This is a genomic window from Paraburkholderia sp. EB58, from assembly GCF_050436665.1.
Lineage (GTDB): Bacteria > Pseudomonadota > Gammaproteobacteria > Burkholderiales > Burkholderiaceae > Paraburkholderia.
Genome location: NZ_JBNDMQ010000016.1, coordinates 74769 through 87610, shown reverse-complemented (window position 1 = coordinate 87610; position 12842 = coordinate 74769). Strand labels below are relative to the sequence as shown.

The window sequence follows — 12842 nt, the reverse complement described above, 5'->3', positions numbered from 1 at the left end:
ATGTCTTTGCTGACCGCTCAAGGAATCACCAAGCGCTACGGCGGCGTGATCGCACTGGATGACGTCAGCCTGGCACTGAACGCCGGCGAGGTTCTGGGCCTGCTCGGCGCCAACGGTTCGGGCAAGTCGACGCTATCGAGCGTGCTTGCCGGCGATAACCCGCCCGAGCACGGCACGCTGACATTGGAGGGCGTCGAACTTGCCGCGGGTTCGCCGCGTGCTGCGCGCGCTGCGGGAATCGCGATTGCGCACCAGCACCCCGGGCTCGCGCCGGATCTACCGGTGTGGGAGAACGTGTTTCTCGGTGCCGAAGTCTGCAAGGCAGGGCGCTTTCTCGATCAGGCCAGCGCGCGGCGCCGGGCCGGCGAATTGCTGTCGAGCTTGCGCGTTGGCTGGGATATCGAGGCACCCGCGGCCAGCCTGAATGCGGCGGATCAGCAGCTCGTCGAGATTGCCAAAGCACTGGCGATAGAGCCCCGTGTTTTGATCTTCGACGAACCGACGGCTGCCCTTGCCGCCGCTGAGGTCGAGAGCCTGATACGCGTCATTCGCGCGTTGACCGCACGCGGTACCGCGATCGTGTTTATCTCGCATCGGATGGCGGAGATCGAGGCGCTGTGCGATCGCGTGCTGGTGTTGTGCAACGGACGGCGCGCTGGCGAACTGCAGGTGGGCAGCCAGCTCGACGAGGCGCGCGTGCTCGCATGGATGGGCGGCGTGGCAGGCGGCGCGGCTGCAGCGCATGTGCACGACGGTGCCAATCGGCGCCCGCAACGGCTTGCCACCGCCAACGTAGCCGCTACATCCGCTGCGCCCGCCACAGACGGCGCCCTGGCGTTGAGGGTGCGTGGTCTACGCTCGGGTGGACGCTTGCGCGGCGTCGACTTCGATTTGCGGCACGGTGAGATCCTGGGCGTCGCAGGTCTGCAAGGGCATGGCCAGGAACAATTACTGGACGTTCTCGCCGGCTACCGCAAACCGGAGGCCGGCGAAATTACGCTCGATGGTTTGCCGCTCGTGCCGCGGCATCCGCGTCAAATGATCGAAGCCGGTGTTTGCCTCGTACCAAATGACCGGCATCGTCAGGGACTGTGGCTCGATCACTCGGTCGAATTCAATCTTGCACAGGTCGGCGCGAATTTCGAACGTCACGCATGGCGGCTGCAACGTCCTTCGATGCGACGCTTTGTGAACGATGTCGTGCAGCGTCTGCGCATCAAGACTTCGGACGTGCTGCAACCGGTCAGTGCGCTTTCTGGCGGCAACCAGCAGAAGGTGGTGATTGGCCGCTGGCTCGAACGCGACGTCAAGGTGCTGCTGTTGAGCGATCCGACCAAAGGTGTCGACGTGATCGCCCGCAAGGAAATCTATGAGGCGATCGGCACGCTTGCCGATTCGGGAGCTGCGGTGGTGGTCTATGCATCCGATACCGATGAACTGCTCGCGGTTTGCGATCGCCTGATCGTCATGTACGAGGGCCGCGTGGTCGCGCAACTGGAAGGAAGCGATATGAACGAAGCACGTGTGACGAGCGCGTTGTTCGGCAGGAGCGCTGCATGAAGGCCCATATGATCGAACGACTGCATCACCCGCGCAAGGGAGTGGCTGGGGACCTGCGCAGCGGCGTCCATACCGCTTGGTCGCGAGTCGCCACCGCCTTGCCCAGCGTCGTCATGCTGCTCGTCGTAGTGGCGTGCAACGCGTTTCTGCAGCCAGACTTTTTTAGCGCCGACTCACTGTCGAGCAACCTGCAAAACGCCGCGCCCGTGATCTTGATCTGCATGGCGCAAGCGGTCGTCGTGCTGGTGGGTGAACTGGACCTGTCGGTGGGAGCGGGCATTTCGCTCGTCAATTGCGTGCTGGCATCCGTTCCTGCACTCACGGGATGGGGCACGGGTCTCACATGTCTGGCGGCGCTCGTCGCTGCACTCGCTGCTGGCGTGTGTAACGGCCTGCTGGTCGGCTACTTCAGGCAAAGCGCGTTGATTGCGACCTTCGCCACCGGCGCGATCTGGTTCGGCGGCGCGTTGCTGCTGATGCCACAACCGGGCGGCGCAGTGCCTCAGGCGCTAGGCGACTGGTTTGCCATGCGCGTCGGCGTACTGCCGCTCGCTGCCGTCCCGCCGCTGGCTGCAGTGTTGATCTGGGCGGTGCTGCAACGCCATCGCTTCGGACGCCGCCTGATCGCCACGGGCAGCAGCGCGGATGCAGTGTTCAAGTCGGGCATCGATACGCGTCTGATCAAGCTGATCGCCTATGTTCTGGCGTGGCTCTTCGTATTCGGCGCAGCAGTCTGCATTTCCGCGCAAACCTCCTCCGGCGATGCCCGCCTCGGCCTGCCGTACACGCTGAACTCCGTAGCGGCCGTCGTGATAGGCGGCATTTCGCTCGCCGGCGGCCGCGGTTCGATGCTGGGCGCGATTTGCGGCGCGCTCGTCCTCGTATTGATCGGCAACGTGATCTATTTCGCCGGCATTCCGAGTAACTATCAGGAAGTGTTCAAGGGCGCGGTAATTGTCATCGCGCTTGGCTTTACGTTTGTGAGCGCGAGGAGACCCGTATGAGAACCACACCGGGTTCACGCCGCCTGATGTTGCTGGCGCTGGTCGTGCTGGTGATGATCGGCGGACAGTTGGCCGTGCCGGGCTTTACCAACCTTGGCCAGTTAGGAAACCAGCTGAAAATTGCTACCTTCCTCGGGCTATTCGGCATTTCGCAAACCCTCGTCATGATGGCCGGGAATCAGGGACTTGATCTGTCGGTGGGTGCCGCGGCGACGCTGGGTGGCATTGTCGGTGCGGCATTGATCGGCTCGGAGCCGGCCGGCCTGCTGTGCGCCATCATGGCGGCAGCATTGTGCGGGGCGGTCATTGGCGGGCTGAACGGTTTCGGCATCACGTTCTTCCGGATCCCACCGCTTGTGATGACGCTGGCCATGGGCAGTCTCGTCGATGGCGGCCTGATCGTGTGGACGTCGGTCATGCACGTCAACACCGCTGCCAGTCCGGCGCTCGTCGCGCTTGCGGGCCGTAGTGTGGCGGGCGTGCCAACAGTCGCGTTGGTATGGCTGCTCGCGGGAACGTTGGTGTGGTGGTTTCTCGACCACTCTGCCTGGGGGCGCCGCCTGATGGCGACTGGCGCGAACCCGACCGCCGCGCTGTTGACCGGTACACGCGTGCGCGTCGTGCGGATGGCCGCGTACACGGCGAGTGGCACGATTGCGGCGCTCACCGGTCTGCTGCTGGTGGGATATGTTGGGCAGGCCTTTCTTGGGCTCGGTACAAGCTACGTGCTAACAAGTGTCGTCGTCGCAGTGATTGGCGGCGTGTCGCTTGGCGGTGGACGTGGCGATTATGTCGCTGTCGCAATTGCCACGGTATTTCTCACGGTGCTGACGAGCCTCCTGACCGCGTTGCAGATCGGCGAAGCTGGCCGTCAATGCATTTTCGGCGCGACGTTGCTGGCGTTTCTGGCAGTGAACGGTTGGTCGTTGAGCCGCAGGGTAAAGCTGGCTTGACGGGATGCGCCTTACAATTCTCTCCGCTAGCACCAGCTGCACCGGCATTGACGGCTGTGACACCCTATGCGCGGGCCGTAGCCACTCGCTGATTCTGAAGACAACCCTTCTGATATTCTCCGTGTCGAGTATTCGAACGCTTCGAACGACAAGGAGTGTCAAAACGTGGCAAGCAAGGCGGGCAAGAAGGACACAGGTCAGAGCGAGCGGCCGGCTCGGTTGATTGACGTGGCGCAGCGCGCCGAGGTATCTCGCGCCACAGCGGCGCGGGCGCTGGGTGGCTATGGTCTGGTTGGTGACGAGACGCGGGAGCGCGTGCTGGCGGCCGCGCGCGAGCTGGACTACAGCGCAAATGTCGTGGCGCGAGCCATGCGCGCAGGTAAGACACAAACCATTGGGGTCGTGGTAGCCGATATCAGCAACTCGTTTTTCAGCCACGCCACCGGGGCAATCATCGACACCGCCGCCAAGGCTGGTTACGTAACCTTGGTGCTCAACACGGACGACGACCTTGCCAAGGAGGTGGAAGCCGTGCGAGTACTGGTCGAGAAGCGCGTCGATGGGCTGATTGTGGTGCCTTCTTCCCCGACCCAGTACGACCACTTCGTTCTGAAAGGCGAGCTGGCTAAACCGCTAGTGTTGCTCGATCGCCGCGTGGAAGGCCTACGCGTCCCGGCAGCGTATACGGACGATCGCGGCGGCGCGAAAGAGGCAATCGAGCTTTTTCTCGCGCGTGGACATGTCCATATCGGCCTCCTGGTGGCGACGGCAGCAGCACGTGGCGGGGTCGAAGCATCGCAACCCGAAGGCGTCGTTTCTACCGTGACGGACCGCGTGGCTGGCGCATTGGAAGCGATCAAGGCACATCGCGCCGCCAACCCGGCTATCCGCTACAGTCGCAGTACCCTTGAAGCCGCTCACAGCGGCGCGCTCGAGTTGCTGGCGCAGAAACCACGGGTCACCGCCATACTCGCGACCAATGAGGAGATGGCGTTGGGCGTGCTGGCGGCTTGTGGCGAACTCGGGCTCGTCATTGGCAAGGACGTATCGCTCGTCAGCTTCGACGATACGCCGTGGTCGAAGGCGATTGCGCCATCGATGTCCGTGGTGAAGCGCCCGGTCTCGGAGCTCGGTAACGCAGCTGCCACTGCGCTGATCAAGGCGATCAGAGGGGAGGGCCGATCCAGAAAAATTGAACTGGCTACCCAGTTGATCGATCGCGGGTCGGTCGCGAATGTTCTGAAGAGGCGTCGTTAGTTAAGCGGTGCGGGAGCATTATCCCGTCGTTAACAACACGTTTACTACCATTTCGACGACGTATTGACCGCCCGGCACAGCAGATGAATTGAGGCGTTGTGCTCGCGATCACGTATTGACAGACCCACCGCATTCTGAAACTATGTCCAAAAATGAGATCGATCTCACTAAATCGATCGTCCTGAAATGAGATCGATCTCACACTGGAGGAGAGACATGAAAACGTGGAACCATCTAACCGGGATTGTCCTGGCCGGCGCAGCGCTTACCCTGCTATCTGCAGAGCCGTGTTTAGCCAAGGAAGTCAAATCTGTCGGGATCTCAGTTGGATCGCTGGGCAATCCCGGCTTTGTCATCATGTCCAACACAGCGACCCGCCTGATTCACAAGGCCAACCCGGCGGCGCAGGTCACAACGGTTGGCTATGACTACGATCTCGGCAAGCAGTTTAACCAGATCGATAATTTCATCGCGGCCGGGGTCGACTTCATCCTGCTCAACCCCGGTGACCCTAAAGCTATTGCCCCGGCCATCAAGAAGGCACACGCAGCCGGCATCCCTGTCGTCGCTTTCGATACGGCGGCCGACGGGGCTGATGCGAACGTGACGACCGACAACGTGATGGCGGGACGCATTTCGTGTCAGTACATCGCTGACAGGCTAAAAGGCAAAGGCAACGTCATCATCGAAAATGGCCCGCAGGTCTCGTCCGTGATCGACCGCGTCAATGGCTGCAAGCAGGTTTTCTCCAAATACCCAGGTATCAAGATCCTGTCTGACGACCTGGATGGCAAGGGTTCGCGCGACGGCGGCATGGCGGTGGCTCAGGGTTATCTGACCCGCTTCCCCAAGATTGACGCGATTTTCACCATCAACGATCCGCAAGCGATCGGCACAGCGCTGGCCGCTAAACAGGTTAATCGGAGCGACTTCTTCATCACGTCGGTCGATGGTTCGCCCGATATGGAGGCTGCGTTGAAGGATCCTGGCTTTTCCATGATCGAGGCATCGGCGAGTCAGGATTTCTATGCCATACCGAAGGTCGCGGTTCAGGTCGGCCTAGGCTTGATCGACGGCAAAAAGCCGGAAAAACAGTTGATTCTCGTCCCTTCCAGCCTCGTGACGCGCCAGAACGTTGGTTCGTACAAGGGCTGGAACGCCAAACATGATGATTAAGTTTCCTGACGAAGACATGGAGGGAGCGTGTTTCGCTTTGGGTGACAAGTTCCCTTCCGCAAATAGCCACCAAATGATCAAACTCAATCGTGACACGTTATCGTCCTTCGGTCCCGCTGTGACCCGGCCAACCTATGACCGCGATCGCCTGCGACCAGGCATCGTCCACTTTGGCGTTGGCAATTTCCACCGGGTACATCAAGGGCTTGCTGTTGAAACCTGTTTGCATCATCCAGGCCATGAAGGGTGGGGTATCTGCGGTGTCGGTCTGATGGACGGACTAGCAGCAAGGGAGAAGGCCGAAGCCTATCGTCGCCAGGACAACCTCTATACCGTCACTGAACTCACGTCGGTGACGCCACACAGGACGCAGATTGTCGGGGCGATGATCGAGTATCTGCACGCGCCGAGTGAGCCAGAGGCCGTACTCACTCGTCTTGCCGACAGCGCCACGCGCATCGTCTCGCTCACTATCACCGAAGGTGGTTACAACATCGACGAAGTGAGCGGAGCGTTCAGGCTCGACACGCCGGATATCCGCTGCGACCTTGCGGGCGGGACGCCGAGGACGGTGTTCGGCTATATCGTTGCCGCGCTGGCACGCCGTCGTCGGGCCGGGCTTCCGCCTTTCACTGTGATGTCTTGCGACAACCTCCAGCGTAACGGCGACATCTCGCGACGCTGCGTCGTGAGCTTTGCCCGTAGGTTAGACCCGGGTCTCGCCGATTGGATTGAGGAGTACGGAGCATTTCCAAATTCAATGGTCGATCGGATTGCGCCGCAAGTACTGGAGGACGAACGTCAACGTCTTGTGAAGGCAACCGGTGTCGACGACCGGCTGGCGGCGACCTGCGAGACCTATACGAGCTGGGTGGTGGAAGACCGCTTCTGCGCCGGTCGGCCCGAGCTCGAACTGGCGGGAGTGGTGTTCAGCGACGAGGTGCCCGCCTATGTCGCGGTGAAGGGCAGGCTTTCCAATGCCGCTCATATGCTGATGTGCTATCCCGCCTTGCTGATGGGGTCGCGGTTTGTCGATGAAGGCATGCGTCATCCTGACATTCCGCGCCTGCTTCGCAATTTCTGGAATCTCGACGCTCGCCGGCTGGTCGACCCACCGAGCGGCTATTCCATCGAAGCCTTCACGGAGAAAGTCATCGAGCGATTCGCGAACCCGGCGATCAAGGACCAGCTGTTACGAGTGGCGCACGACGGCGCCTCGAAAATCGTGGTCTTCCACGGCAAGACCATCGGGCAACTGATCGCTAACGACTGCGACCTCACGCGCGAAGCCTTTCTGATCGCGTGCTTTGGACGTTACCTCGGCGGCATCGACGACGAAGGCGTGCCCTTCGAAGTTTCCGAGCCGCACATCGGGAACGCGGACTGGGCACGGTTGCGAGGCGGCGATCCTTTGGCCCTGCTCGACATCGAGGTCTTTCGTGGATTTCGCCTTCGGGAAAGCCCACGTTTCCTCGCTGCTTACCAGAGCATTTCACAGCAGCTGGCGTCGCAAGGCACTGCGGCAACACTAACGGAATTACTGGTCTAGGGAAGAGCCGATGAGCACGCCTAATACACAACCTTTCCTGGAAATTCGCAACGTTTCCAAGACCTTTGGTCGAGTTCAGGCGCTGAAGGGCGTGTCGCTCGATGTGAGATTGGGTGAGATTCACGCTCTGATGGGGGAGAACGGAGCCGGTAAATCGACGCTGATGAAGATTCTCTCCGGTGCATACGTGCCGGATGAGGGTTCGGAAATCCTGATCGAGGGCCGCAAGGTTGCGATCGACGGACCGACGGCCGCCATGCAACTGGGAATCGCCATCATCTACCAGGAACTTGCGCTCGCGCCCAATCTTACCGTTGCCGAAAACATCTATCTCGGCCGCGAGCCCAGCCGGGCCGCTTTGATTGACCGCCCGGCCATGGTTGCGGGTGTCGAGGATGTACTGCAGCGCCTCGGGGCCAGTTTCACCGCGCGTCACAAGGTGGCGCAACTGTCGATCGCCGAGCGTCAACTGGTGGAGATCGCCCGTGCCGTGCATGCCCGCTCACGTGTGCTGATCATGGACGAACCCACTACCGCCTTGTCCGAGCGCGAGACTGAGCGGCTGTTTGCCTTGGTACGCAAGCTCAAACAGGATGGGCTTGCCATTGTCTATATCAGCCACCGCATGAAGGAGGTCTATGAGCTTTCTGACCGCGTCTCTGTGCTGCGTGACGGTACCTATGTCGGCACACTGGAGCGGGATGCGATCACGCCGGACGCTGTAGTCCGCATGATGGTTGGGCGCGATCTCTCTTCCTTCTACAAGAAGGATCACGACGCCCATCGTGGCCGCGGCCAGCTCATCCTTGCTGTGCGCGATGTGACTGATGGCAAGCGCATCCGGCCATGCTCCTTCGACATTCATAAGGGGGAGGTGCTCGGTATTGCCGGGCTGGTCGGAGCGGGGCGCACGGAACTGGCTCGCCTGATCTACGGCGCGGATCCGAAAGCGTCGGGCACGATCGCGGTCGATGGCCGTCAGGTGACCATCCGTTCGCCGCTGGACGCCATCGACTCTGGCATTGCCTATCTGACCGAAGACCGCAAGCTGCTCGGACTGATGCTCGACATGTCGGTATCCGAGAACATCAATCTGGGCGTGATCGCCCGCGACGCCCTAGCTTGTGGCTTCCTGAATCTCGGCAAAGGACGTAAGCGTGCCGCCTCGGCGATCGAGGCGACGGGCATTCGTACCGGTTCGCCAGATGCGCCCGTTGGCGGCCTGTCGGGCGGGAATCAGCAGAAGGTCTTGCTGTCGCGCTTACTCGAGACCAATCCCCGGGTGCTGATCCTCGACGAACCGACCCGTGGCGTCGACATTGGCGCCAAGTCCGAGATCTACCGGCTGATTGATCGGCTGGCCCGCGATGGCGTGGCCATTGCGGTGATCTCGTCGGACTTGCCGGAAATCGTCGGTATCTGCGATCGCGTCATCGTGATGCGCGAGGGGCAGATTGCCGGCGAGGTCGGTGGGGCCGCTGGGGCCGGGGAAATTACGCAAGGGAACATCATGGCCATCGCCACGGCCGCTGCCAACGACGCAGCGTGACGCGGTCGGCCATCGACAACGCTTCAGACTTCAAGACAGGATGGACAGTTCGATGATCTCAATCAATTCCTCCGCGGCCGGGACGACGCGCCGCAAACTTGCTCTCGCCGGCACCTTGCGCGGGCTTGGCATGCTGCCAGCCCTCGTGCTGATCGCCGTCCTGTTTCAGTTGCTGTCCGGCTATGCCGAGACAGGTAGTCTCTCCTGGGCAAACGGCCGCTTCATGGCCTGGAGCAACCTGTCAGTCGTGACGCAGCAGGCCTCGATCAATACCGTGCTCGGCGCGGGTATGACGTTCGTGATCCTCACTGGCGGCATTGATCTCTCAGTCGGTTCTGTGCTGGCCGCTTCCGCCATGCTGGCGCTGATCGCGTCGTTGATTCCAGGCTGGGGCATGCTGGGACTGGTCGTGGCGCTGGTGGCCGGCGCGGTGTTCGGATTGGTCAATGGCTCACTGATCGCATTTCTGCGCCTGCCGCCTTTCATCGTCACCCTCGGCACGATGACCTCCGTGCGGGGTCTCGCTCGCCTGTTTGGCCACGACAACACCATCTTCAATTCGAGCTTGCCCTTTGCCTTCCTCGGCAACGGCAACGTGCTCGGGGTACCCTGGCTCGTGATCATTGCTCTCGCCACGGTGGTGATCTCCTGGTTGATCCTGCGCCGGACCGTGCTCGGGCTACGAATCTACGCCATCGGCGGCAATGCCGAGGCCTCGCGCCTCGCCGGCATCAAGGTCTGGGCCATCACGCTGTTCGTGTATGCGATCTCGGGCCTGCTCGCCGGGCTAGGCGGGGCTCTCTCTGCCGCCCGTCTCTACGCGGCGAATGGGATGCAACTTGGCTTTTCCTATGAGCTTGATGCCATTGCTGCGGTCATCCTCGGTGGCACCAGTTTCGTGGGCGGGATCGGTTCGATCTGGGGCACGCTGATCGGAGCGCTGATCATCGCCGTATTGTCCAACGGTCTGATCCTGATTGGTGTCTCAGATACCTGGCAGTTCGTCATCAAGGGCCTCGTGATCATCGGCGCGGTTGCGCTTGACCATCTTCGTGGTTCCGCAAGTGCGCGGACGTGAGGCACGCGATCCAGGACTCCATTCATTCACCAAGCTGGTAGCGAACTTTTATGACGCCACTGACCCAACCCGTTGATGACGAACGGATCATCCTGCATATCGGTACAGGCTCGTTTCACCGCGCGCATCAGGCGTGGTATTTGCACAGACTGCGCGAAAGCGGAGACAGCTGCGACCGGGCGTGGTCGATCACAGCAGGCAACATCCGAAACGACATGAACCCAACGCACGAAGCGCTCGCGGCACAGAATGGAACCTATACACTCGAGACCTTTTCACCGGATGGTGTACGGGAGTACGAGTCCATCAGTTCCATTCAGCAAGTGCTGCCGTGGTCGCCGGATCATGCGTCGCTGATCGAATGCGGTTCGTCGCGCGCGTGTCGAATCATCTCCTTCACGGTCACCGAAAGCGGGTACTACCTCGACAATCACGACAAACTCGACGTCTCTCACCCGGACGTCGTGGCCGATCTCGACGGTGGGTGTACGACCATTTACGGCGTTCTCGCTTCGATCCTCGAAGCGCGGCGTCGAGCGGGCGGAGGGCCCGTCACACTGCAATGCTGCGACAATCTGCGCCACAACGGAGAGAGATTCCGCGCCGGCTTCGCCGAATTTCTCACGCGCCGCGATCTCGCTGCGCTCAAACAGTGGGTGGAGACCCATACGACCACGCCGGGTGCCATGGTCGACCGGATCACGCCGCGTCCAACTCCCGACACTTGCATGCGAGTTCTCGCCGCCACGGGTTTCGATGACCGCTGCCCAGTGATGAGCGAGTCCTTCGCCCAATGGGTGATCCAGGATCATTTCATTGCGGAGCGACCGGCCTGGGAGAAAGTCGGCGCAGAAATCGTCGACTCCGTACTCCCCTACGAGGAAGCGAAAATCCGCGTGCTGAATGCCACTCATAGCTGCGTTGCCTGGGCCGGTACGCTAGCCGGATTCGAATATATCCACGAAGGAGCACGCGACGCGGAGATTGCACGATTCGCCCACGATTACATCACCCAGGACGTCATACCGAGTCTGCTTCCCAGTCCGATCGATCTTCAACGATATCGCGATATCGTGCTCGACCGTTTCAGCAATCCGCATATCCGGGACACGAACGAACGCGTCGCGGCGGACGGATTCACGAAGCTGTCGGGCTTCGTCGTCCCGACGCTGCGCGACAGCTTCGCGCGCGACGAGGTGCCTGCGCCGACCGCAATATTGCCCGCTCTATTCCTGGCTTTTTTGACGCGCTGGGTCGACGGCAAGCTGCACATCGACTATCGGGACAGTCTTCAGGATACCGCCGCGATCCGCGCCATGCTGGCAGCGGAAGACCCGATCGCGGCGTTCTGTTCGGATCGCCGCGTGTGGGGCGGACTGACGTCCGACGCCCGGCTCATAGATGCGGTACGCAACGCCTACGGCACGGTGAATCGGTGGCTCGCGTCGAGGCTGGACACATCGCGACGAGTCAACTAACGAACCGGCTCGCCATACCGTGCATGAGCCGCTGCAGCTCGAGCAGCGACCGACAGCTACGCCTCCAACGATCCTGCTTGCGCGCGACGGTGCTTGTTGGCCGGAAGATGTCGTTGAACCGCTTCCGTGGGCCTATGATGGCCCCATCGGCTATCGAGAGTGACTGCGCCCCATGAACCGTTTCCTGATCGTTGTTGGCATACTGTGCATTCTTGCCGGCCTCGGGTGGCACTGGCTCGCGCGCATCCCGTTCGGCCGGTTGCCTGGCGACATTCAGATTGTCCGCGACGGATTCAATTTCCACTTTCCGATCGTCACGTGCATCGTGATTTCGGTCGTGGTATCCGCGCTGTTGTGGTTCTTGGGGCGTTGAGAAGTAAGGACTCTGAAATCGATCGAACCGGGCGCCCGTATCATGAACTGGCTGGCCAATACCGTTCTTGTGTTGCACGCGCTGATCGTACTGTTTATCGTCGGCGGGTTAATCGCTATCTGGACAGGCGCATGGTTGAAACGCGACGAAGTCCGCAGTCGCGTGTTCCGGATCGCGCACCTCACAGCGATAGGCGTCGTCGCGATTCTCGCTGTTCTTGATGTACCGTGCCCGCTGACGGTCCTGGAGGACTGGCTTCGTAACGGAAGCGTCAGCCCGCAGGGCTTCGTGCAGCGCTGGGTAAGCTACTGGCTGTACTACAACTTGCCGGGCTGGGTATTCGCGATGGGCTACGCGGTGTTCCTGCTGGTCGTGGCGGTCACGTGGTTTCGCATCCCGCCGCGTCCGTGAGGCGTCCGCACGGAGACCGTTTAACCGGATTGAAGTTGAAGCGGGCACAACCCTCTGTCGTGCAGGATTGTGCCCGGTCTGACGAGCCTACTGGGCGCGGATCTCCAGTGCATTCTTCACTGACGTCACGCCCGCTACTCCTTGAGCGGTTTGCGTAGCGATGTCACTTTGCCCTTGGTCAGACACGCGACCTTCCAAGGTCACCGCACCGTCGCGTGCACGGACTGTGATGTTGTCAGCGGTCAAGCCCTTCGCTCTGGCCAATGCCTTAAGCACCTTGCGTTGCAGCGCGCGGTTCGCGGCCTTGGTCGACTTGGCGCTTGGGGCAGCTGTCATGGCGGGTGCAGTTGTCGCATCGCTGCTTTGCGCATAGGCGTTAAGAGATGCCAGTACGATAAGCGCGCCACTGATGGCCTTGATTGCCTGGAATGCTTTCATTTACCTATCTCCTGAT

The 12842-nt window shown here is 61.1% G+C and carries 12 protein-coding genes; 11 read left to right on the top strand and 1 reads right to left on the bottom strand.

Going from position 1 to position 12842, the window contains the following annotated elements; all coding sequences use genetic code 11:
- The 11 genes from P3T40_RS23180 (at nt 1) to P3T40_RS23130 (ending at nt 12388) form a co-directional block, all read left to right on the top strand.
- A complete protein-coding gene (locus P3T40_RS23180; RefSeq protein WP_429270043.1) occupies nt 1-1560 on the top strand; it encodes a sugar ABC transporter ATP-binding protein in 1560 nt (519 codons plus the stop codon).
- The gene (locus P3T40_RS23175) at nt 1557-2564 is read left to right on the top strand and encodes an ABC transporter permease (RefSeq protein ID WP_429270042.1); all 1008 of its coding nucleotides are present in this window, start codon (nt 1557-1559) and stop codon (nt 2562-2564) included. The genes P3T40_RS23180 and P3T40_RS23175 overlap by 4 nt, the downstream gene beginning before the upstream one ends.
- On the top strand, nt 2561-3517 hold the full coding sequence (locus tag P3T40_RS23170; RefSeq protein WP_429270041.1) for an ABC transporter permease: 957 nt from the start codon (nt 2561-2563) through the stop codon (nt 3515-3517). The genes P3T40_RS23175 and P3T40_RS23170 overlap by 4 nt, the downstream gene beginning before the upstream one ends.
- Before the next feature lie 165 nt (nt 3518-3682).
- Nucleotides 3683-4774 (top strand): LacI family DNA-binding transcriptional regulator, encoded by a 1092-nt coding sequence (locus P3T40_RS23165; protein WP_429270040.1) that lies wholly within the window; start codon nt 3683-3685, stop codon nt 4772-4774.
- A gap of 216 nt (nt 4775-4990) precedes the next feature.
- Entirely contained in the window at nt 4991-5950 is a 960-nt protein-coding gene (locus tag P3T40_RS23160; RefSeq protein ID WP_429270039.1) for an ABC transporter substrate-binding protein, read from the top strand.
- A 37-nt stretch (nt 5951-5987) separates the two neighbouring features.
- Complete coding sequence (locus P3T40_RS23155) at nt 5988-7499, top strand: mannitol dehydrogenase family protein (RefSeq protein WP_429270038.1); 1512 nt, start codon at nt 5988-5990, stop codon at nt 7497-7499.
- A gap of 10 nt (nt 7500-7509) precedes the next feature.
- Nucleotides 7510-9048, top strand: a complete 1539-nt coding sequence (locus P3T40_RS23150; RefSeq protein WP_429270037.1) for a sugar ABC transporter ATP-binding protein — start codon at nt 7510-7512, stop codon at nt 9046-9048.
- A gap of 52 nt (nt 9049-9100) precedes the next feature.
- Nucleotides 9101-10126 (top strand): ABC transporter permease subunit, encoded by a 1026-nt coding sequence (locus P3T40_RS23145; protein ID WP_429270036.1) that lies wholly within the window; start codon nt 9101-9103, stop codon nt 10124-10126.
- Between the two features lie 50 nt (nt 10127-10176).
- Nucleotides 10177-11604 (top strand): D-arabinitol 4-dehydrogenase, encoded by a 1428-nt coding sequence (gene dalD / locus P3T40_RS23140; protein WP_429270035.1) that lies wholly within the window; start codon nt 10177-10179, stop codon nt 11602-11604.
- 172 nt (nt 11605-11776) lie between these two features.
- Nucleotides 11777-11977, top strand: a complete 201-nt coding sequence (locus P3T40_RS23135) for a DUF2905 domain-containing protein (RefSeq protein WP_429270034.1) — start codon at nt 11777-11779, stop codon at nt 11975-11977.
- A 42-nt stretch (nt 11978-12019) separates the two neighbouring features.
- A complete protein-coding gene (locus P3T40_RS23130) occupies nt 12020-12388 on the top strand; it encodes a DUF2784 domain-containing protein (protein WP_429270033.1) in 369 nt (122 codons plus the stop codon).
- A gap of 87 nt (nt 12389-12475) precedes the next feature.
- Here the strand turns inward: P3T40_RS23130 and P3T40_RS23125 are convergent, their stop codons facing one another.
- Nucleotides 12476-12826 (bottom strand): BON domain-containing protein, encoded by a 351-nt coding sequence (locus tag P3T40_RS23125; protein ID WP_429270032.1) that lies wholly within the window; start codon nt 12824-12826, stop codon nt 12476-12478.
- Nucleotides 12827-12842 lie beyond the last annotated feature (16 nt).

Bases quoted from the DNA above. Each gene is read 5' to 3' on its own strand.
- P3T40_RS23180 (WP_429270043.1), top strand. From the start codon at position 1: ATGTCTTTGCTGACCGCTCAAGGAATCACCAAGCGCTACGGCGGCGTG.
- P3T40_RS23175 (WP_429270042.1), top strand. From the start codon at position 1,557: ATGAAGGCCCATATGATCGAACGACTGCATCACCCGCGCAAGGGAGTG.
- P3T40_RS23170 (WP_429270041.1), top strand. From the start codon at position 2,561: ATGAGAACCACACCGGGTTCACGCCGCCTGATGTTGCTGGCGCTGGTC.
- P3T40_RS23160 (WP_429270039.1), top strand. From the start codon at position 4,991: ATGAAAACGTGGAACCATCTAACCGGGATTGTCCTGGCCGGCGCAGCG.
- P3T40_RS23150 (WP_429270037.1), top strand. From the start codon at position 7,510: ATGAGCACGCCTAATACACAACCTTTCCTGGAAATTCGCAACGTTTCC.
- P3T40_RS23145 (WP_429270036.1), top strand. From the start codon at position 9,101: ATGATCTCAATCAATTCCTCCGCGGCCGGGACGACGCGCCGCAAACTT.
- dalD (WP_429270035.1), top strand. From the start codon at position 10,177: ATGACGCCACTGACCCAACCCGTTGATGACGAACGGATCATCCTGCAT.
- P3T40_RS23135 (WP_429270034.1), top strand. From the start codon at position 11,777: ATGAACCGTTTCCTGATCGTTGTTGGCATACTGTGCATTCTTGCCGGC.
- P3T40_RS23130 (WP_429270033.1), top strand. From the start codon at position 12,020: ATGAACTGGCTGGCCAATACCGTTCTTGTGTTGCACGCGCTGATCGTA.
- P3T40_RS23125 (WP_429270032.1), bottom strand. From the start codon at position 12,826: ATGAAAGCATTCCAGGCAATCAAGGCCATCAGTGGCGCGCTTATCGTA.